At 72.4% G+C, this 19,113-nt stretch carries 18 protein-coding genes and 1 pseudogene; 14 read left to right on the forward strand and 5 right to left on the reverse strand.

Annotated elements, in window-relative coordinates; all coding sequences use genetic code 11:
• The 3 genes and pseudogenes from ACWEVN_RS15955 to pip all read left to right on the forward strand — a co-directional run.
• Window positions 1–198, forward strand: a pseudogene (locus tag ACWEVN_RS15955) (hypothetical protein); the annotation flags it as partial.
• Between the two features lie 64 nt (window positions 199–262).
• Window positions 263–991: an ESX secretion-associated protein EspG gene (locus ACWEVN_RS15960; RefSeq protein WP_452051756.1), complete on the forward strand. Its 729-nt coding sequence runs from the start codon at window positions 263–265 to the stop codon at window positions 989–991.
• Between the two features lie 77 nt (window positions 992–1,068).
• Entirely contained in the window at window positions 1,069–2,013 is a 945-nt protein-coding gene (gene pip, locus ACWEVN_RS15965; protein ID WP_452051731.1) for a prolyl aminopeptidase, read from the forward strand.
• On the opposite strand, the gene ACWEVN_RS15970 is transcribed toward pip, so the two are convergent.
• Window positions 2,003–3,196, reverse strand: a complete 1,194-nt coding sequence (locus ACWEVN_RS15970; RefSeq protein ID WP_452051732.1) for a Glu/Leu/Phe/Val dehydrogenase dimerization domain-containing protein — start codon at window positions 3,194–3,196, stop codon at window positions 2,003–2,005. The genes pip and ACWEVN_RS15970 overlap by 11 nt on opposite strands.
• A 119-nt stretch (window positions 3,197–3,315) precedes the next feature.
• On the opposite strand from ACWEVN_RS15970, the gene ACWEVN_RS15975 reads away from it, so the two are divergent.
• From ACWEVN_RS15975 to ACWEVN_RS16010, 8 genes are all read left to right on the forward strand, one after another.
• Window positions 3,316–4,242, forward strand: a complete 927-nt coding sequence (locus tag ACWEVN_RS15975; RefSeq protein WP_452051733.1) for a LysR substrate-binding domain-containing protein — start codon at window positions 3,316–3,318, stop codon at window positions 4,240–4,242.
• 122 nt (window positions 4,243–4,364) lie between these two features.
• Window positions 4,365–5,627 (forward strand): glutamate-cysteine ligase family protein, encoded by a 1,263-nt coding sequence (locus ACWEVN_RS15980; RefSeq protein WP_449681703.1) that lies wholly within the window; start codon window positions 4,365–4,367, stop codon window positions 5,625–5,627.
• Complete coding sequence (gene egtB, locus ACWEVN_RS15985; protein ID WP_449681702.1) at window positions 5,624–6,961, forward strand: ergothioneine biosynthesis protein EgtB; 1,338 nt, start codon at window positions 5,624–5,626, stop codon at window positions 6,959–6,961. Before ACWEVN_RS15980 ends, egtB begins: the two co-directional genes overlap by 4 nt.
• Before the next feature lie 4 nt (window positions 6,962–6,965).
• Entirely contained in the window at window positions 6,966–7,721 is a 756-nt protein-coding gene (egtC, locus tag ACWEVN_RS15990; RefSeq protein ID WP_452051734.1) for an ergothioneine biosynthesis protein EgtC, read from the forward strand.
• Window positions 7,718–8,695, forward strand: a complete 978-nt coding sequence (egtD, locus tag ACWEVN_RS15995) for an L-histidine N(alpha)-methyltransferase (RefSeq protein ID WP_452051735.1) — start codon at window positions 7,718–7,720, stop codon at window positions 8,693–8,695. Before egtC ends, egtD begins: the two co-directional genes overlap by 4 nt.
• Window positions 8,696–8,741: 46 nt before the next feature.
• Window positions 8,742–9,164 carry a nitroreductase family deazaflavin-dependent oxidoreductase gene (locus ACWEVN_RS16000; protein ID WP_452051757.1) on the forward strand — a complete coding sequence of 141 codons (423 nt, stop codon included), beginning with the start codon at window positions 8,742–8,744 and terminating at the stop codon, window positions 9,162–9,164.
• A 142-nt stretch (window positions 9,165–9,306) separates the two neighbouring features.
• Window positions 9,307–10,911, forward strand: a complete 1,605-nt coding sequence (locus ACWEVN_RS16005; RefSeq protein ID WP_452051758.1) for an alpha/beta hydrolase — start codon at window positions 9,307–9,309, stop codon at window positions 10,909–10,911.
• Window positions 10,912–11,118: 207 nt separating this feature from the next.
• Window positions 11,119–11,823, forward strand: coding sequence for an MgtC/SapB family protein (locus ACWEVN_RS16010; RefSeq protein ID WP_449675305.1), 705 nt, complete (start codon window positions 11,119–11,121; stop codon window positions 11,821–11,823).
• A gap of 51 nt (window positions 11,824–11,874) precedes the next feature.
• Here the strand turns inward: ACWEVN_RS16010 and ACWEVN_RS16015 are convergent, their stop codons facing one another.
• Window positions 11,875–14,688 (reverse strand): aconitate hydratase, encoded by a 2,814-nt coding sequence (locus ACWEVN_RS16015; RefSeq protein ID WP_452051736.1) that lies wholly within the window; start codon window positions 14,686–14,688, stop codon window positions 11,875–11,877.
• Between the two features lie 343 nt (window positions 14,689–15,031).
• Here ACWEVN_RS16015 and ACWEVN_RS16020 point away from each other — a divergent pair, with 343 nt between their 5' ends.
• A complete protein-coding gene (locus tag ACWEVN_RS16020) occupies window positions 15,032–16,345 on the forward strand; it encodes an NlpC/P60 family protein (RefSeq protein WP_452051737.1) in 1,314 nt (437 codons plus the stop codon).
• On the opposite strand, the gene ACWEVN_RS16025 is transcribed toward ACWEVN_RS16020, so the two are convergent.
• The gene (locus tag ACWEVN_RS16025) at window positions 16,342–16,740 is read right to left on the reverse strand and encodes a DUF1801 domain-containing protein (RefSeq protein WP_310972995.1); all 399 of its coding nucleotides are present in this window, start codon (window positions 16,738–16,740) and stop codon (window positions 16,342–16,344) included. The genes ACWEVN_RS16020 and ACWEVN_RS16025 overlap by 4 nt on opposite strands.
• A 61-nt stretch (window positions 16,741–16,801) precedes the next feature.
• Between ACWEVN_RS16025 and ACWEVN_RS16030 the strand changes: the two genes are divergently transcribed.
• A complete protein-coding gene (locus tag ACWEVN_RS16030; RefSeq protein ID WP_452051738.1) occupies window positions 16,802–17,515 on the forward strand; it encodes a class I SAM-dependent methyltransferase in 714 nt (237 codons plus the stop codon).
• 9 nt (window positions 17,516–17,524) lie between these two features.
• A complete protein-coding gene (gene mobA / locus ACWEVN_RS16035; RefSeq protein ID WP_452051739.1) occupies window positions 17,525–18,076 on the forward strand; it encodes a molybdenum cofactor guanylyltransferase in 552 nt (183 codons plus the stop codon).
• A 353-nt stretch (window positions 18,077–18,429) separates the two neighbouring features.
• On the opposite strand, the gene ACWEVN_RS16040 is transcribed toward mobA, so the two are convergent.
• The gene (locus ACWEVN_RS16040) at window positions 18,430–18,708 is read right to left on the reverse strand and encodes a DUF4242 domain-containing protein (RefSeq protein WP_452051740.1); all 279 of its coding nucleotides are present in this window, start codon (window positions 18,706–18,708) and stop codon (window positions 18,430–18,432) included.
• Window positions 18,660–19,106: a nuclear transport factor 2 family protein gene (locus ACWEVN_RS16045; RefSeq protein WP_452051741.1), complete on the reverse strand. Its 447-nt coding sequence runs from the start codon at window positions 19,104–19,106 to the stop codon at window positions 18,660–18,662. Before ACWEVN_RS16045 ends, ACWEVN_RS16040 begins: the two co-directional genes overlap by 49 nt.
• Between the last annotated feature and the right edge of the window lie 7 nt (window positions 19,107–19,113).

Consider the following 19,113-nt stretch of genomic DNA (forward strand, 5'->3'; position numbering starts at 1 on the left):
GCCGCCGCCGCGGAGGCGGCCGCCGCGCGTTCGGCCGCCGGGCGTGGCGGGCAGATGGGGCCCATGGGGCCCGGTGGGCGCCGGGGCGAAGGCGAAGAAGACGACGAGCACCAGCGGCCGGACTACCTGATCGAGGCCGATCCGGACGCGATCTTCGGGACCGACCAGCGGACCAGCCCGCCGGTCATCGGCGAATAAGGCGAATAAGGCGAACAGGGCGACCAAAGCGAACAAGAGGCAGGTGGACGTGGCAACAGGCCGGGTGGACGTTCCGGTCGAGGCGCTGGCCGCGCTGGCCGACCGGGAACAGGTCGGCCAGCTGCACCTCACCCTGCGTCCGGAGCCTCTGTGGCTCTCGGACGACGAACGTGAGGAAGCCGGCAAGCGGGTCGACGCCGCGCTCGCCGAGGCCGGGCTCGTCGATGCCCGCGGCCGGGCCACCGTCGACTTCCTCGACTGGCTTCCGCTGCTGGTCAGCCCCGCGCGGGAGTGCTACGGCTGGGTCGGCACCGGCGGCCAGACCTACGGCGTCCTCGCCGCCGCGAAGGGGCTGCAGGCCGTCCTCGCCGTCTCCGACGGGACGCACGTCGGCGTGCAGGAAATCGACCGGAACCGGCTGGCCGAGGCGCTCGTCGAGCAGCTGCCGCCGGTCGGGCCCGGCGGGGGACACCCGCGGACCGTGCGGGTGGCCGACCTGACCGAGGCCGCCCGGCGCGGGCAGGCCGCGTACCCGCTGGCTCCGGCGGTCGCCGACGTCGTGAGCCTCGTGCAGCGGCCCGTCTCGGGCAGCGGGGAGCTCTACGTCGGCCGTCGTGACGACGTCGGGCGGCACGCCTGCCTGCAGCAGCCGCTGCACTACGCCGACACCGACTGGGGCCGCTACCTCAGCTACACGACCGGCTCGGGCGACGACGCCGTCATCCACATCGGCCCGGCGGGCCCGCGGGAGCTGGCCGACACGCTCACCGAGCTGGCCGGCACCCTGGGGTGACCGAAAAACGCGTGCGCGGGAACGCGTCCAGGCGATAATGTGACAGCGCTGTTGTATCCGGGCGGGAGGACGCGCCGATGTACCCCGAGATCGAACCCTACGACCACGGCCGGCTCGACGTCGGCGACGGACACGAGATGTACTGGGAGACCTGCGGCAACCCGCACGGTAAGCCCGCGCTCGTCGTGCACGGCGGCCCCGGCTCCGGCTGCTCGGCGAACGTCCGCCGGTTCTTCGACCCCGCGCGCTACCGGATCGTCCTGGCCGACCAGCGCGGCTGCGGCCGCAGCACCCCGCACGCCGGTGCCCCGGTCGCCGACCTGTCCGCCAACACCACCGGCCACCTGGTCGCCGACTTCGAGCGCCTGCGCACCCACCTCGGCATCGAAAAGTGGTTGCTGTTCGGCGGTTCCTGGGGTTCCGTGCTCAGCCTGACCTACGCGCTGCGCCACCCCGGGCGCGTCAGCGAGATGGTCCTGATGGGCCTCGCGACCGATCGCTTCGTCGAGATCGAGATGCTCATCCGCGGCCTCGGCGCCTACTTCCCGGAAGGCTTCGCCAAGTTCCGCGAAGGCGTGCCGGAAAGCGAGCGCGACGGCGACCTTTCGGCGGCCTACCACCGGCTCCTGATGGACCCGGACCCCGCCGTCCACCACCGGGCCGCGAAGGACTGGTGTGCCTGGGAGGACGCGATGCTGCCGGGCGTCCCGCCGCCCGACGTCTTCGAGGACCCGGCGTACCGGCTCTGCTTCGCCCGGATCGTCACGCACTACTTCAGCAACCGCGCCTTCCTCGAAGACGGCGAGATCCTGCGCCAGGCCGGGAAGCTCGCGGGCATCCCCGCGGTGCTGGCGCAGGGCGTGCTGGACACCAGCAACCTCGTCGGCACGCCCTGGCTGCTGCACCACGCCTGGCCGGGCAGCGAGCTGGTGATGCTGGACGACGTCGGGCACACCGTGTCGGCCGCGACGATGCAGGACGTCCTGATCGGCGCGACCGACCGGTTCGCGCTCAGGGGATGAGCAGGCCCGGCTCGCCTTCCGGGGCGAGCGCGGCGTCGGCGCGCCGGGCGCGGTTGGCTTCGGCGAGCCGCAGCCCGGTGACGCGCAGCGGCAGCCGGTCCAGGTTCCACTCCGCCAGCAGCAGCGCGATCTTCGCCTGCATTTCGGTGCGCAGCCGCAGGAACGAGTCGGCCGGGTCCGCACCGACCTCGCCCAGCAGCAGCCACCACGCCCAGGCCGCCGCGCCCGCGTTGGCGACGAAGTCCGGCACCACCGCGATCCCGCGGGCCGACAGCGCGGCCTCCGCGTCCGGCGTCGTCGCCGCGTTGGCCGCTTCGACGACCACCTTGGCCTTCACCACGCTCTCGTTGTCCGGCCGCAGCGCGTAGGAGATCGCGGCCGGCACGAGGATGTCCGCGTCGATCCCGACGATCGTCTCGCGCGGCAGCGCACGGACCCCGGCGGGCAGCTGGGAGCGGTCCACCTCGCCGAAGCGGTCACGCAGGTCCAGCAGCGCCGGGACGTCGAGCCCGGTGGGGTCGTACAGCGTGCCCGCGGCGTCGGCCACCGCGACCACCTTCACCCCGGCTTCGTGCAGGTACCAGGCCGCGCCGCCGCCCATCGTGCCGATGCCCTGGATCGCCACCGTCGTCTCGCGCACGTCCCAGTCCCACGCCGCCGCGACGCCCAGGCACGCCTGCGCCACGCCGTAGCCGCCGACGACGTCGCCGAGCAGCAGCCCGCCGGGGACCGGGGCGTTGAGGCCCGCCTGCACCCGGCGCAGGGTGCGGGCCGGATCGGCCGAACGGCGGATCGCCGCGTGGTACGACTGCTCCAGCCCGAGCTCGGCGAACACCGAGTCGATCAGGTGCTGCGGGACGCCCAGGTCCTCGGCGGTCACCCAGTGCGCGTCCAGCCACGGCCGCAGGAACGCGCAGAAGCGCTTCAGCACGTCGAAGGCGCGCGGGTCCTTGGGGTCGAAGTCGAGGCCGCCCTTGGCCCCGCCGACCGGCAGGTTGAAGGTCGCGGTCTTGTTCGCCATGCCCCGGGCGAGGTCCTCGACCTCGGACATCGTGCAACCGGCCCGCATTCGGGTGCCGCCGGTGGCGACACCGGAGACCAGGCTGTGCACGACCAGGTAGCCGTGCGCGCCAGTGACGGGGTCGGTCCACGTGAGCCGCATCAGCGGTTCGGCGGGGGTCATCGGGCCACTCACCTCCAGGGAAGTCCGGGGCGGCCTCGTGACCGCCATCACGAGCGTGCGCCCCCGGTGGCCCGCCCGTCCATTTAACGCTGCTGCACGATCTCGTTTAAGTTTTGTGTATGGAGCTTTCGTTGCACCGCTTGCGGATGCTGCGCGAGCTGCACCGCCGGGGCACGGTCACGGCGGCGGCCGCGGCCCTGCACTACACCGCTTCGGCGGTGTCGCAGCAGCTTGCGCAGCTCGAGCGGGACGTGGGGGCGAAGCTGTTCGAACGGCTCGGCCGGCGCGTCCAGCTGACCGAACTCGGCACCCTGCTCACCGAGCACGCCGAGGAGATCCTCGGCTCGGTCGAGCGGGCGACCCTCGCCCTCGAGGAGGCCCAGGACGCCCGCACGGTCCGGCTGACCGCCGGGGTGTGGGCGTCGGTGGCCTCCGGCCTGCTGCCCACGGCCCTGACCGCCTTGGCCGGCGCACACCCCGGCATCGAGGTGCGCACCCGCGAACTGGCCCCGGAAGACACCGCCGAGGCGGTCCGGGACGGCAGCCTCGACCTCTCCTTCGTGATCGACTACTCCGACGCGCCGACGCCGTGGGACGCCGGGCTGGAACGCGCGGTCGTCGCCGTCGAACGGCTGCACGCCGCGGTGCCGCGGGGCGCCGTGCCGTCCGGATCGGCGGCCCTGGACGAGCTGGCCGAACACCCGTGGATCCTGGCCGGCGCCAAGTCGCACTTCGGGCGTGCGATGCGCACCGCCTGCCTGCGGCACGGCTTCTCGCCGAAGATCAACCACGAGGTCGAAGAACAGTCGACGGCGATGGCGATGGTGGGGGCCGGGCTCGGCATCACCCTCGTGTCCGACCTGGGGCTGCGCCTGCTGCGGCCGCCCGGGATCGACGTCGTCACGCTCACCACGCCGCTGCTGCGGACGGTGTCGATCGCCTACCGGCGCACCGCGTTCCGGCGGCCCGCGCTGCACCTCGTGATCGACGCGGTGCGGGCCTCCGCGGCCGAGCTCGGACTCGGCACCGAACCGGCTTTGCCCTGATCAGGGACTTCTTACAGGGTGGTGAACACCTCCCGGCCCGCAGGATCCGCCCTGAATTTGTCGTACCCCGCGTGTAGCGTCCGAAGGCGAGAAGTTCCCCCATCCACGGAACAGGAACGGACATGACAGCGGTGCACGATTTCCCCGAGAAGTCGGGTAGTGCGTCGAACCGCACCGCGCGGGTCCTGGCGGATCGCGCGGCCGGCGAGGCGTACGTCGCATCGGTGTGCTTCAAGCACGGACCACCGCGCCTGACCGGCGTGGAGCTGGAGTTCACCGTGCACCATGCCGACGACCCGGCCAGACCCCTCGATCCCGACGTCCTCGCCGCGGCGCTGGGCCCGCACACCCCGCGGACGCTCCGCCCCGGCAGTCCCGCCGCACCACTCCCGGCCGGCTCGCCCGTGAGCCTCGAACCCGGGTGCCAGGTCGAGATTTCCGCCCTTCCCCAGGCCTCGCTGCGCGAGCTCGACGCAGTCGTCACGGCCGACCTCCACCACCTGCGCGACAGCCTCGCCCGGCACGACCTCGTCCTGGGCGAAACGGGCATCGACGCCCACCGCGCGCCCCGCCGGCTCCTCCACACCCCGCGGTACGCGGCCATGGAGCGCCGGTTCGCGCCGATCGGTCCCGGCGGCCTCACCATGATGTGCAGCACCGCCGGCTTGCAGATCTGCCTCGATGCGGGGGAGCCCGAGCACTACGCGGCGCGGTGGGCGGCCGCGCACGCGATGGGCCCGCCGCTGCTCGCCCTCTTCGCCAACTCCCGCGTCCACGCCGGACGGGACACGGGACACGCCTCCGCCCGCTGGCTGGCGGTGCACGACACGGAAGCGGTGCGCACGCGCACGGCCGCCGTGGCGGGCGACGACCCGGCCGGCGCGTGGGCGGAGCGCCTGATGGACGTCCCCCTGATGGTGCTGCCCCGCGGCGACCGGCCGTGGGACGCGCCCGAGGGGCTGACGTTCGCCGACTGGATCGACGGCCGGGGCGCGGCGGCGCTGCTGCCGCGGCCGACGGTGGCCGATCTCGACTACCACCTCACGACCATGTTCACGCCGGTCCGCCCGCAGGGGTACCTGGAGATCCGGTACCTCGACGCGCAACCGCCGGACGAGTGGCTGGCCCCGGTCGCCCTGGTGTCGGCGCTGCTCGCCCGGCCCGCCACCGTCGAGAAGGTGCGCGAAATCTGCGCGCCGGTCGACGGCCGGTGGACCACGGCGGCGCGGCGCGGCCTGGCCGACCCGGACCTGGCGGCCGCCGCGGCGGCGCTGGCCGGCCTCGGCTGCGCCGAGCTGGGCGTGACCGGGCTGGCGGAGGAGTCGATCACCGGGATCAGCGAGAGCGTGCTGGGGCGCGCGGACCGATCGAGGAGCGAAGCATGAGCACGGAAGCACTGGGCGAACTGAGCGCGCAGGACCTGCGCGCGCGGGCGGCGGAGGCGCTGACCCGGGCGCGGGCGCGCAGTGTCGCGCTGACCGACGCGGTCGACGACGAAGACCTCGTCCGCCAGCATTCGAAGCTGATGTCGCCGCTGGTCTGGGACCTGGCGCACATCGGCGTCCAGGAGGAGCTGTGGCTGGTCCGCGACGTCGGCGGCCGGGAACCGCTGCGCCCGGACATCGACGACATCTACGACGCCTTCCAGCACGCCCGCGCCGACCGGCCGGAGCTGCCGCTGCTCGGCCCGGCCGAGGCGCGCGCGTACGTCAAACAGGTCCGCGAGAAGGCCTTCGACGTGCTGGAGCACGCGCCGATGGACGGCCGGCGGCTGACCGAGCAGGCGTTCGCGTTCGGCATGATCACCCAGCACGAGCAGCAGCACGACGAGACGATGCTGGCCACCCACCAGCTCCGCAAGGGCGATCCGGTGCTGCACGCGCCGGAGCCGCCCCCCGCGCGGTCGGGCACGCTGCCGGCCGAGGTGCTGGTCCCGGGCGGAGCCTTCACGATGGGCACGTCGGCCGAGCCGTGGGCCCTGGACAACGAGCGTCCGGCGCACGAGGTCGCCGTCGAGGCGTTCTGGATGGACACGGTGCCGGTGACCTGTGGTGCCTACGCCGACTTCCTCGACGGCGGCGGCTACGACGACCGGCGGTGGTGGAGCGAGGCCGGCTGGGCCTACCGGACCGAAAACTCCATCACCGCGCCGCGGTTCTGGAAGCGGGAGCAGGACGGCTGGTGGCGGACCCGCTTCGGCGTGTACGAGCGGCTGCCGGCCGACGAGCCGGTCGTGCACGTCTCCTACCACGAGGCCGAGGCGTACGCGGCCTGGGCCGGGCGGCGGCTGCCGACCGAGGCGGAGTGGGAGAAGGCGGCGCGGTTCGACCCGGCCACCGGCCGGTCGCGCCGGTTCCCCTGGGGCGACGACGAACCGGCGGCCGAGCACGCCAACCTCGGCCAGCGGCACCTGCGCCCGGCGCCGGCGGGGGCGTACCCGGCCGGCGCGTCGCCGACCGGCGTGCACCAGCTGATCGGCGACGTCTGGGAGTGGACGTCGACCGATTTCCACGGCTACCCGGGGTTCTCCGCCTTCCCGTACCGGGAGTACTCGGAGGTCTTCTTCGGACCCGAGTACAAGGTGCTGCGCGGCGGGTCGTTCGGCACCGACTCGGCGGCCATCCGGGGCACGTTCCGCAACTGGGACTACCCGATCCGGCGGCAGATCTTCGCCGGCTTCCGCACCGCCCGCGACGCGGCCCCCGGCGAGGTGGGGTAGGCGCATGTGCCGCCACATCGGCTACCTCGGCGAGCCGCTTTCGCCCGCCGAGGCGCTCTTCCACGCCCCGCATTCCCTGCTGGTGCAGTCGTACGCGCCGGCGGACATGCGCGGCGGCGGCTCGGTCAACGCCGACGGGTTCGGGCTGGGGTGGTACCCCGGCCCGGGCTCGCCGCCGCTGCGCCACCGGCGTTCGACTCCACTGTGGACGGACGAGACGCTGCCGCCGCTGGCCGCGGCGGTCGCTTCGGGCGCGTTCGTCGCCGCGGTCCGCAACGGCACCACCGGCCTGCCGGTGACCGAGGCGGCCGCGGCGCCGTTCACCGCCGGGCCGTGGCTGTTCAGCCACAACGGCGTCGTGCGCGGCTACCCGGATTCGCTCGCGGAACTGGCGAAGACCCTGCCGGTCACCGAACTGCTGACCCTGGAGGCGCCGACGGACTCGGTGGTGCTCTGGGCCCTGCTGCGCGCCCGGCTCGCCACGGGCGCGGACCCGCTGACCGCGGTGGCGGAACTGACCCTCGCCGTCGAAGCGGCCGCGCCCGCCTCCCGGCTGAACTTCCTGCTCACCGACGGCACCACGCTGATCGGCACGACCTGGACGCACGCGCTGTCCGTGCTGGAGACCCCGGCCGGAGTGTGGCTGGCGTCCGAACCCCTCGACGGCGACCCGCGCTGGCGGGCAGTCCCCGACCACCACGCCGTGCGCGCCACCGCAGCCGGCGTCGACCTGCTTCCCCTGACCCAGGAGCTGTCATGACCGAAGTCGATCTCGACCACCACCGCTCCGGCGACGCCGTCACCGCGGAACTGCGCGCGGACGTCGTCGCCGGGCTCACCGCGGCGCAGAAGTGGCTGCCGCCCAAGTGGTTCTACGACGCCGACGGCAGCGAGCTGTTCGAGAAGATCACCCAGCTGCCGGAGTACTACCCGACCCGCAGCGAGCGCGAGGTGCTGGCCGCGCACGCCGGCGACGTCGCCGAGCTGACCGGCGCGCACACGCTCGTCGAACTCGGCTCGGGATCGAGCGAGAAGACCCGCCTGCTGCTCGACGCGCTCACCGGCCACGGCACCCTGGAGGCGTTCGTCCCCCTGGACGTGTCCGAATCCGCGCTGGCCGAGGCCGCCGAGGCGATCTCGAAGGACTACCCGGAGCTGGCGGTGCGCGGGGTCGTCGGCGACTTCACCCAGCACCTCGACCTGCTGCCGGACGGCCAGCCGCGGGTGGTCGCCTTCCTCGGCGGCACGATCGGCAACTTCCTGCCCGCCGAACGGGCGACCTTCCTCCGGTCGGTCCGGGGGGTCCTGGACGAGGGGGAGTGGCTGCTGCTCGGCACCGACCTCGTCAAGGATCCCCGGATCCTCGAACGCGCCTACGACGACGCGGCCGGCGTCACGGCGGAGTTCGACAAGAACGTGCTGCGGGTGATCAACGCGCGGCTCGGCGCGAACTTCGACGTCGACGAGTTCGAGCACGTCTCCCACTGGGACGCGGAAAACGAGTGGATCGAGATGCGCCTGCGGGCCCGGCGGGCGCTGACCGTCGAGATCCCGGGGGCGGACCTGACGGTGCGCTTCGCCGAGGGCGAGCACGTCCGGACGGAGATCTCGGCGAAGTTCCGCCCGCGCGGCGTCGAGGAGGAGCTGGCCGCGGCCGGGTTCGCCCTCGAGCACTGGTGGACCGACTCCCAGCAGCGGTTCGGGGTGAGCCTGGCAAAATCCGTGCGTGGCTAATCCTCTCCGCGCGCTGGCGCGGGCCGCCGGCACGAAACCGTGGCTGATGCGCACGGCCCGGTTCGTCGTGTGGGCGGACCGGAAACTGCACAAGGCGTTCGGCGGCCGGGTGAGCCTCGTGGCGCTCGCCGGGCTGCCGTCCCTGCGCCTGACGACAACGGGCCGCAAGAGCGGGCTGCCCCGCAGCACCAACCTGCTCTACTACCCCCGCGGCGACGGTTTCGTGCTGACGGCCTCGAACTGGGGCCGCCGGCACGACCCGGCCTGGGCCCACAACCTGCGGGCGAACCCGAAGTGCACGGTGGCCCTGGCGGGCAAGCCGGTCGACGTCGTGGCGCGGGAGCTGGCCGGTGACGAGTACGAGCGGATGTGGGCGGAGCTGCTCGCCTTTTGGCCGGGTTATGCGATGGAGCAGCGTGAGGCGGCCCGGACGTTGCCGGTTTTCGTGCTGGCGAGGGTGGCTCGATAGGTTCTGACCATCCGTTCGGCCGGTGCCGGGATTCACCGGTTTGTGCCAGTCTCTCCCGGGTAACGCGCCGTGACGTCGTGACCTCGCGGCGAAGTGTGCGACCCAGGGAGGAACCATCTTGCCGAGATCCACACAGGGCCGGGTGCGGTCGTTCGCGCTGGTGGGGGCGCTCGTGGCCGGCGTGGGGCTGGCCGGGCCGGCCGGGACCGCCGCCGCGGCGGAAGACTCGGTCGTCAAGCCCGCCGCCGTCGGCGCGACCCCGGCCGTCGCCTGGGGCACCTGCGCCGGCGACGTCCTCGCCGGCGTGCCCGCCGACCAGGTCAAGTTCTACAGTTGCGCCCGCTACCGCGTCCCCATCGACCACGACAACGCTTCGCTGGGCACCATCGACATCGCGCTGCTCAAGCGCGCCGCGCGCACTCCCGGCCAGCGCGTCGGGTCGCTGTTCCTCAACCCCGGCGGTCCCGGTGGCCCGGGCCTGACCCTGCCGATCGCCGGCCAGGCGATCTTCCGGCCGCAGGTCCTCGACCGGTTCGACCTGATCGGCTTCGACCCGCGCGGGGTCGGCGCGAGCAACCCGCTGCGCTGCTTCACCACCCAGGAAGACGCCGACGAGGTCTTCGCCGCCCAGATCGGCGTGCCGATTTCGCGCGCCGAAATCTCGGGCACCCTGGCCAGTTACCGCGACTACGGCCGGTTCTGCAAGAACAACGCCGGTTCGCTGCTCGACCACATGTCCACCAAGGACGTCGTCCGCGACCTCGACACGCTGCGCGCCGCCGTCGGCGACCGGAAGCTGAACTACGTCGGCTTCTCCTACGGCACGCTGATCGGCTCGACGTACGCGGCGATGTTCCCGAAGCAGTCGCGCGCGATCGTGATCGACGGCAACGTCGATCCGGCCCTGCGCACCAGCGACGGCGTGCAGTACGACCGGGAACGCGCGCAGGGCTTCGAGATCGCGCTGGACGCCTTCCTCAAGCGCTGCGACCAGGTCGGCCCGAAGTGCGCCTTCAGCGACGGCAACCCGCGGGCGAAGTTCGACGAGCTGCGGGAGTACCTCCGCAAGCAGCCGATCACGCTTCCCGGCTCCGACCCGCTCGACATCAGCGAGTTCACCGGCACCGTGGGCGGTGTCCTCTACAGCCCGGGTGCGTTCGCCGCCCTGGCCGACTGGCTGCAGACGCACTACACCGCGATCCACCCGTCCGCGCAGGCGCAGACGCAGTCGCTGCGGCCCCGGCCGCTGACGGCACCCGCCCTCGGGCACCGGGGCCTGGCCGACCTGAGGCCGGACAGCCCCTACACCGGCGACGACTCCTACTTCGCCGTCAACTGCGCCGACAAGCCGTTCCGGATCAGGCAGGAGCAGGTGCCGGACATCGCCGCGAAGTGGGAGCGCGAGTCGCGGACCTTCGGCCGGTCGCAGGCGTTCTCGGACACCGCGGCCTGCCCGGTGTGGCCGGCGAAGAAGCCGGACGCCTACCGGGGTCCGTGGCGCGCCAAGACCGACGTCCCGGTGGTCGTGGTCGGCAACTACTACGACCCGGCCACGCGGTACAAGTTCGCCCAGCGGATGGCGGCCGAGCTCGGCAACTCCCGGCTGCTGTCGGTCGACGCGTTCGGCCACTGCATCCTGGGCGACTCCCTCGGTGTCGACCAGGCCGTGGCCGACTACCTGACCGACCTGAAGGTGCCGGCGAACGGGCAGGTGTTCCAGCCGAACGTCCAGCCCTTCGGAGTGTGAGCCCGGTCCCGCGGCCCTTCCCCGGGCCGCGGGACCGGCTACCCTGGCCGGGTTGATCATCGACGAACACGGGAAGCGAGGTGAGCGGCACATGCCAGCGGACAGTCCCCGGACGGCCGGGCGCGCGCTCACCGGAGGTTTCCGGCGGGGCTAGCTTCCGGCCGCCCCCTGTCCGGCAGTGCGCGCACGCCGGAAAAGAGCCGGATCATGACCATTTTCGACATGCTGCTGCGCGTGGGCGCCGGTGTCGGCCTGGGTGCCGTCATCGGGGTCGAGCGCCAGTTCCGCGCCCGGATGGCCGGGCTGCGCACCAACGCCCTGGTCGCGGTGGGTGCCACCTTGTTCGTGCTGCTGTCCGCCCACGGCTTCGGCGGCCTGGCCTCGAGCGGTGACGCCGACCCGACCCGGGTCGCGGCGCAGATCGTTTCGGGCATCGGGTTCCTCGGCGCCGGAGTGATCCTGCGTGACGGCCTCAACGTCCGCGGCCTCAACACGGCCGCCACGCTCTGGTGCTCCGCGGCGGTGGGCGCGCTGGCCGGAGCCGGGTTGTACGTCGTCGCGGCGGCCGGGACGGCCGTCGTGGTCGGAGTGAACGTGGTGCTGCGGCCGCTGGGCCGCGTCGTCGACCGCCGGCCCGACGCCGGCGACGAGACGCCGACGAGGTACGCGTTCCAGGCCGTCACACGCGATGCGACGGAAGCGCACGTACGTGCGTTGCTCGTGCAGTCGTTGACGCGCACCGACTTCCGGTTGCTGTCGGTGCTGAGCACGGACCGGGACGACCGCACCGTGGAAGTCCGCGCCGAGCTGGTCGGCGACCAGCGCGACGACGCCCAGATGGAGGCGGCGGTCTCGCGGTTGTCGCTGGAGCCGTCGGTGTCGAGCGTGCGCTGGGAAGCCGTGCCCGCATGAGAAAGGGCCTCCCCGCTCGAGCGAGCGGGGAGGCCCTGAACCGCAGAACCCTTACGCCTGCGTCATCTTCCGCAGCACGTACTGCAGGATGCCGCCGTTGCGGTAGTAGTCCGCTTCACCCGGGGTGTCGATGCGGACGACCGCGTCGAACTCGACCTTGGTGCCGTCCGCCTTGGTGGCCGTGACGTGCACCGTGCGCGGGGTCGAGCCCTCGTTCAGCGCCGTGATGCCCGCGATGTCGAACGTCTCCGTGCCGTCCAGGCCGAGCGACGAAGCCGACTCGCCCGCCGGGAACTGCAGCGGGATGACGCCCATGCCGATCAGGTTGGACCGGTGGATGCGCTCGAACGACTCGGTGATCACCGCGCGGACGCCCAGCAGCGACGTGCCCTTGGCCGCCCAGTCGCGCGACGAGCCCGAGCCGTACTCCTCGCCGCCCAGCACGACCAGCGGGGTGCCCGCCGCCGCGTAGTTCTGGGCCGCGTCGTAGATGAACGCCTGCGGGGCGCCTTCCTGCGTGAAGTCGCGGGTGTAGCCGCCCTGGACGTCGTCGAGGAGCTGGTTGCGCAGCCGGATGTTCGCGAACGTGCCGCGGATCATCACCTCGTGGTTGCCGCGCCGCGAGCCGTAGGAGTTGAAGTCCTTCTTCTCCACGCCGTGCTCGGTCAGGTACTGCGCGGCCGGGGTGCCCGGCTTGATCGCGCCGGCGGGGGAGATGTGGTCGGTGGTGACCGAGTCGCCCAGCTTCGCCAGCACGCGCGCGCCGGTGATGTCGGTGACCGGGGCCGGCTCCGGCGTCATGCCCTCGAAGTACGGGGGCTTCCGGACGTAGGTGGACTCGGCGTCCCACTCGAAGGTCTTGCCCTCCGGGGTGGGCAGCGACTTCCAGCGCTCGCCGCCGTCGAAGACGTCCGCGTAGTCCTTGGTGAACATCTCCTGCGTGATCGCGTGGTCGATGGTCTCCTGGATCTCCTTGGCCGTCGGCCAGATGTCCTTGAGGAAGACGTCGTTGCCGTCGGTGTCCTGGCCCAGCGGCTGGTTCGCGAAGTCGAAGTCCATCGTGCCGGCCAGCGCGTAGGCGATGACCAGCGGCGGCGACGCGAGGTAGTTCATCTTCACGTCGGGGTTGATCCGGCCTTCGAAGTTCCGGTTGCCCGAGAGCACCGAGACCGCGGTGAGGTCGTTCTCCTGGATGGCCGCGGAGATCTCGTCCGAGAGCGGGCCGGAGTTGCCGATGCAGGTGGTGCAGCCGTAGCCGACCAGGTGGTAGCCCAGCTTCTCCAGGTACGGCCACAGGTTGGCCTTGGTGTAGTAGTCGGTGACGACCTGCGAGCCCGGCGCCATCGACGTCTTCACCCACGGCTTGACCGCGAGGCCCTTTTCGACGGCGTTGCGGGCGAGCAGCGCGGCGCCGAGCATGACCGACGGGTTCGAGGTGTTGGTGCACGAGGTGATCGAGGCGATCACCACGGCGCCGTGGTCGAGGACGAACTCGCCGCGGTCGGCGGAGCTGACCTTGACCGGCTTGCTCGGGCGGCCGGACGCGCCGTTCGCGGCGGAGCTGGTCACCGGCGCGGCGTCGTCCTCGGCGAACGACAGCGACGGGGCGTCACTGGCCGGGAAGGACTCCTCCGAAGCCTCGTCCATCTTGGTGTGCGGCGTGGAGTCCTCGCCGTCCACGTAGTCGTGGATCGACTTGCGGAACGAGGACTTCGCGTCGGACAGCTCGATGCGGTCCTGCGGGCGCTTCGGACCGGCGATCGACGGGACGACCGTCGACAGGTCCAGCTCCAGGTACTCGGAGTAAGAAGCCTCGCGCGACGGGTCGTGCCAGAGGCCCTGCTCCTTGGCGTAGGCCTCGACCAGCGCGACCTGCTCGGCCGAGCGGCCGGTCAGCTTGAGGTAGCGGACGGTCTCGTCGTCGATCGGGAAGATCGCCGCGGTGGAGCCGAACTCCGGGCTCATGTTGCCGATGGTGGCGCGGTTGGCCAGCGGCACCTCGGCGACGCTCTCGCCGTAGAACTCGACGAACTTGCCGACCACGCCGTGGCGGCGCAGCATCTCGGTGATGGTGAGCACGACGTCGGTGGCGGTGACGCCGGCCGGGATCTCGCCGGTCAGCTTGAAGCCGACGACGCGCGGGATGAGCATCGACACCGGCTGGCCCAGCATGGCCGCCTCGGCCTCGATGCCGCCGACGCCCCAGCCCAGCACGCCCAGGCCGTTGACCATGGTGGTGTGCGAGTCGGTGCCGACGCAGGAGTCGGGGTAGGCCTGGCCGCCCCGGCTCATGACCGTGCGGGCGAGGTGCTCGATGTTGACCTGGTGCACGATGCCGGTGCCCGGCGGGACGACCTTGAACTCGTCGAAGGCGCCCTGGCCCCAGCGCAGGAACTGGTAGCGCTCGCGGTTGCGCTCGTACTCGATCTCGACGTTGCGCTCGAAGGCGTCGGCGCGGCCGAAGACGTCGATGATGACCGAGTGGTCGATGACCAGCTCGGCCGGGGCGAGCGGGTTGACCTTGTCGGGGTCGCCGCCGAGGTCGGTGACCGCCTCGCGCATGGTGGCCAGGTCGACCACGCAGGGGACGCCGGTGAAGTCCTGCATGATCACGCGGGCCGGCGTGAACTGGATCTCGATCGACGGGTCGGCGTTCGGGTCCCACGAGCCGAGCGCGCGGATGTGGTCGGCGGTGATGTTCGCGCCGTCCTCGGTGCGCAGCAGGTTCTCGAGCAGGATCTTCAGGCTGTAGGGCAGGCGCTCGGCGCCCTCGACCTTGTTCAGGCGGAACACCTCGTACGAGGCGTCGCCGACCTTCAGCGTGTCTTTGGCGCCGAAGCTGTCCTTGCTGGCGGGTGAGGTCACGTCTAACTCCAGTGGCGGGGACACCGCGCCGGTGCGGCGCACGTCCCGGGTCAGTTCGGTCGGTTCGGTGGTGGCGAGTCTTGCGCACCCCCACCGTAGGACCGGATTCGGGATGCCACACCTCGCGGTGCTTCAAACAGTACGCGTGTCCTGTTTAACGGACAAGACGACACGCGGTGTGGGCTGCGCCATCTGATTCGTGGGTCCCTCAATGAGGGGAATTGGTGCCTACGTTGTGTAAGTTTCCGCTGATGCTTGTGATAGTGGTGTGACTGCAGTGACACGCGGTGTGCGCTGGTGAGCGGAGGTGGCGGTCTTGTTTGGACGGTGCCGTGATCCGAGGGTGCCGCGCGGCCGCCGGGGACTCAGCGTGAGCGCGCTCACGCTGGTGATCCTGCTCGGGGCCGGCGGCACGGGCCTCGCGGCGCCCCCGCCACCGCCCAACCCCAGCGACTCCGAGATCCAGGCCGGCAAGGCCGAAGCGAACGCCAAGGCCGGTGAGGTCGGCCGGCTGACCAACCAGCTGGCCCAGGCCGAGCAGAAGCTGACGCAGCTGCAGGACGACGTCGAGCTCAAGCAGGAGCAGGCCAACAAGGCCCTGGTCGACCTGCAGGCCGCGCAGGACGACGCGGCGCGGGCGGAGAACGACGCGAAGGCCGCGCGCACCGAGGCGGACGCGGCCTCGGCGGCGATCGAGCAGGCCCGGGCCGACCTCAGGACGTTCGCCGCGGCGAGCTTCCAGCAGGGCAGCACGGTCGGCTCGCTCTCGGCGTACCTGAGCGCGGACAGCCCCAAGGACATGCTGGCCCGCGCGCAGCTGCTCGACGCCGTCGGCGGCAACCGGCTCAACGCCCTCGACCGGCTCCAGCAGGCGCAGACCGAGAAGGCCAACAAGGACGCCGCCGCCCGCAAGGCCGCCGAGATCGCCCAGCAGAAGCAGGACGCGGCGCGCCGGGCGAAGAGCAGCGCCGACGCGGCGCAGACCACCGCCGAGCAGGCCCAGGACGGTCAGGCCGCGCAAAACGCCCATCTGGAGAAGAACAAGACCGACGTCGAGCAGCAGCTCTACGCCGCCCAGGCCAAGGTCAGCGGCCTGCAGGGGCAGCGGCAGCGGTACCAGGACTGGCTTGCCCAGAAGCAGCGCGAGGACGAAGAACGCGCTCGTCAGGCCGCGCTCGCCGCGTCCGGGGGCGGCGGCCGTCCCGCGGGCCGCCCGGCGCCGTCGGGCCCGGCCGGCTCGTCGATCGAGGCGGTGATCGCGCGGGCGATGTCGAAGCTCGGCATGCCGTACGCGTGGGGCGGCGGCAACGCGAGCGGCCCGACCCGCGGCATCCGCGACGGCGGGGTGGCCGACCGCTACGGCGACTACAACAAGATCGGCTTCGACTGCTCCGGCCTGATGATCTACGCGTTCGCCGGGGTCCGCGCGCTGCCGCACTACAGCGGCTACCAGTACTCGTCGGGCCGCCAGGTACCGCTGTCCCAGATGCGCCGCGGCGACCTGCTGTTCTGGGGCGGCCCGGGCGGCATCCACCACGTGGCGCTCTACCTCGGCGGCGGGCAGATGGTCGAGGCACCGCAGTCCGGCCTGCGGGTGCGGGTCGCCCCGGTGCGCTACGGCGGGATCATGCCGTACGCGACCCGGCTGATCGGCTAGCCGCCGGCGGCCTTGAGCTTGCGCCAGCCGCCCGCGCGGTTGTTGGCGATGATCTGGCGGAACATCGCCGTCAGAGCCGGGGCGTTGATCCGCTCGCCCTCGCGGAAGGCGACCGTCCGCGCGGTCTTGTTGCCGTGCCCGGCGGTGATGATGCCGTCCGGGTCGGGGACGATGCCGCCGTCGTAGACGAACACGTTGACGTGGTCCTTCGCCGCCAGCAGGGCGCAGATGTTGCCCTCGAGCACGAAGTAGGGCTGCCGGGTGCGTTTGATCGTCTCGACGACCTCGGGGTCGGCGGCGTGCACCAGCTCCCGGACCTCCCGGCAGATCGCCTGCTGCCAGCCGGGCAGGGCGTCGATGTAGGCGTCCACGCGAGGCTCGACGACGTAGGTCATGGGGCGAGTATGCGCGAAAACCCGGTCGACGGGGTCGCCGTCGGGGCTCCAGGATCGCCGGGTGGACGACGAACTGAACGCGCTGCGGCGCACCCGGATGCGCTGGAACACGCCCCTGTCCGAACCGCACGCGGAACTGCTGCTCGACCGGATGGCCCTGGACGGCGGGCACCTCGTCGACCTCGGCTGCGGCTGGGGCGAGCTGCTGCTGCGGGCGCTCGACCGTGCCCCGGTCCTGCGCGGGACCGGCGTCGACACCGACGAGACGGGGCTGGCGCGGGGCCGGGCGGCGGCCGCGGAGCGGGGTCTGGCGGCGGAGTTCACCGCCTCGGACGCCGCGACCTGGGACGTCCCGGCGGAACGCGCGTTCTGCATCGGCGCGGCCCACATCTTCGGCTCGACGAAGGCCGCCCTGGAAGCGCTCGCCCGGGTGGTGCGGCCCTCGGGCCGGCTGCTCTACGGCGACGGCTTCTGGGCGGCTCCGCCCGGCCCGGCGGCCCGCGGGATCTTCGGCCCCGACCTGCTGACCCTGCCGGAACTGCTCGACGCGGCCGACGGCGCCGGCTGGCGCGTGCTGCACTTCAGCACCGCCGACCAGCTGGAATGGGACGACTTCGAGTCGACGTCCCGGGCCGGCTGGGCCGAGTGGCTGGCGGCGCACCCGGCCGACCCGCGTGCTCCGGAGGTACGGGCGTGGCTCGACCGGCGGTTGCGGGAGTACGTCCGGGAGTACCGCGGCGTGCTGGGCTTCACCTACCTCGTGCTGGGCCGCTAGGGTGCCCCGGTGCGCTACGCGGGGATCGTGGTGGCCGGTGGGGCGGCCCGCCGGCTGTCCGGTGTGGACAAGCCGGCGCTGACGGTGGGCGGCAAACCGTTGCTGGCCCGCGCGATCCACGCCCTCGACGGCGCCGAGAGGGTGATCGCGGTCGGCCCCCGGCGGCCCGGTTTCGACGTGGTGTGGACCCGCGAGCCGGTGCCGGGCACCGGACCGGTGGCCGCGCTGGCGGCGGGCCTGGTCTTCGTCCCGGACGACGTCGAGGCGGTGGTGCTGCTGGCCGCCGACCTGCCGGGCGTCCGCCGGTCCACAGTGGACAGGCTGGTGTCGTCGATCGGCGACACCGAAGGAGCGGTCCTGGTGGACGCGGCGGGCCGGCGCCAGTGGCTCCTGGGCGCGTGGCGGCTCACGGCCCTGCGGGCGGCGGTGCCGGAGCAGGCGGAAAACGCGGCCCTGCGCCGGGTCCTGGGCGGGTTGGCGGTGGCGGAGGTCCCGGCGGAACGGGGCGAAGCGGACGACATCGACACCCCGGAGGACCTCGAGCGGCACGGCGCGGGGTGAGCGGTGCTCTTGGTTGTGAGCGGTGCGCTGCTCCGGTTCGAGAGCGGTGCTCTCGGTAGTGGATGGTGCGCTGCTCTGGTGTGTGAGCGGTGCTCTCGGTGGTGGGCAGTGCGCTGGTCCGGTGTGTGAGCGGTGCTCTCGGTGGTGGGTGGTGCGCTGCTCTGGTGTGTGAGCGGTGCTCTCGGTGGTGGGTGGTGCGCTGCTCTGGTGTGTGAGCGGTGCTCTCGGTGGTGGGCAGTGCGCTGCTCCGATTCGAGAGCAGTGCTCTCGGTGGTGGGTGGTGTGCTGCTCTGGTTCGAGAGCGGTGCTCTCGTCAGAGAGCACCGCTCCCCGGCCCGCTCCCGCTCGGTGCGTCAGGCCGACTCGCCGGTGGCCGGGTCGATCACCGACGCCACCTCGCGGATCGTCGTCACCGGGAAGCCTCCGCAGTCCGCGTGCTCCCGGACCGCGTCCTCGTTCTCCGCCAGGTACACGCACGTGATCGCGTTGCCGGTCACGTAGCTGTGCACCCACTGGGCCCGTCCGGCCATCCCGGCCAGGACCTGGTTGGACTTGGCCGAAATCGCCTGCAGCTCGTCCGCCGTCATGCGGCCGGCGCCGGGGATCTCGCGCTCGATGAGGTAGCGGGGCATGGCGTTCTCCTCTCTCGGTGCCCGTCCGGGCAGTAGCCGGAACAGAGCAGGCTCATCCGGGTGATGCGTCCGTCGGCTCCCGTGTCGGCGAACGCCTGCTGCTCGACCACGAACCAGCCGTCGCCGAGGCGCGCCGCGCGGAGCCGGGCGCGCCAGTGCAGGTGCAGGCGCGGGCCGATCTCCGAGGCGCCCGACGAGAGCAGCTCGAAGGCGAGCGTGTCGCCGAACCAGCGCGTGAACGTCGCCCGGATTCCGTCCGCTCCGTGGGCCTCCCGCAGCCCTCGCGGGACCAGTGCGCTCAGCTGGGCGTCACCGGCGAAGGCGGCGGCCAGCCGGGTGAAGTCCTGGGCGGCCAGGCCGTCGAGGAAGGTCCCGGGCGCCGTCTGGGTGGTGGTCATGCCCCCG

The organism is Amycolatopsis sp. NPDC003861 (assembly GCF_053605405.1).

Excerpts from the sequence above, each read along its gene's own strand:
- pip (WP_452051731.1), top strand. The coding sequence starts at position 1,069 with ATGTACCCCGAGATCGAACCCTACGACCACGGCCGGCTCGACGTCGGC.
- ACWEVN_RS15970 (WP_452051732.1), bottom strand. The coding sequence starts at position 3,196 with ATGACCCCCGCCGAACCGCTGATGCGGCTCACGTGGACCGACCCCGTC.
- ACWEVN_RS15975 (WP_452051733.1), top strand. The coding sequence starts at position 3,316 with ATGGAGCTTTCGTTGCACCGCTTGCGGATGCTGCGCGAGCTGCACCGC.
- ACWEVN_RS15980 (WP_449681703.1), top strand. The coding sequence starts at position 4,365 with ATGACAGCGGTGCACGATTTCCCCGAGAAGTCGGGTAGTGCGTCGAAC.
- egtB (WP_449681702.1), top strand. The coding sequence starts at position 5,624 with ATGAGCACGGAAGCACTGGGCGAACTGAGCGCGCAGGACCTGCGCGCG.
- egtC (WP_452051734.1), top strand. The coding sequence starts at position 6,966 with ATGTGCCGCCACATCGGCTACCTCGGCGAGCCGCTTTCGCCCGCCGAG.
- egtD (WP_452051735.1), top strand. The coding sequence starts at position 7,718 with ATGACCGAAGTCGATCTCGACCACCACCGCTCCGGCGACGCCGTCACC.
- ACWEVN_RS16000 (WP_452051757.1), top strand. The coding sequence starts at position 8,742 with ATGCGCACGGCCCGGTTCGTCGTGTGGGCGGACCGGAAACTGCACAAG.
- ACWEVN_RS16010 (WP_449675305.1), top strand. The coding sequence starts at position 11,119 with ATGACCATTTTCGACATGCTGCTGCGCGTGGGCGCCGGTGTCGGCCTG.
- ACWEVN_RS16025 (WP_310972995.1), bottom strand. The coding sequence starts at position 16,740 with ATGACCTACGTCGTCGAGCCTCGCGTGGACGCCTACATCGACGCCCTG.
- ACWEVN_RS16040 (WP_452051740.1), bottom strand. The coding sequence starts at position 18,708 with ATGCCCCGCTACCTCATCGAGCGCGAGATCCCCGGCGCCGGCCGCATG.
- ACWEVN_RS16045 (WP_452051741.1), bottom strand. The coding sequence starts at position 19,106 with ATGACCACCACCCAGACGGCGCCCGGGACCTTCCTCGACGGCCTGGCC.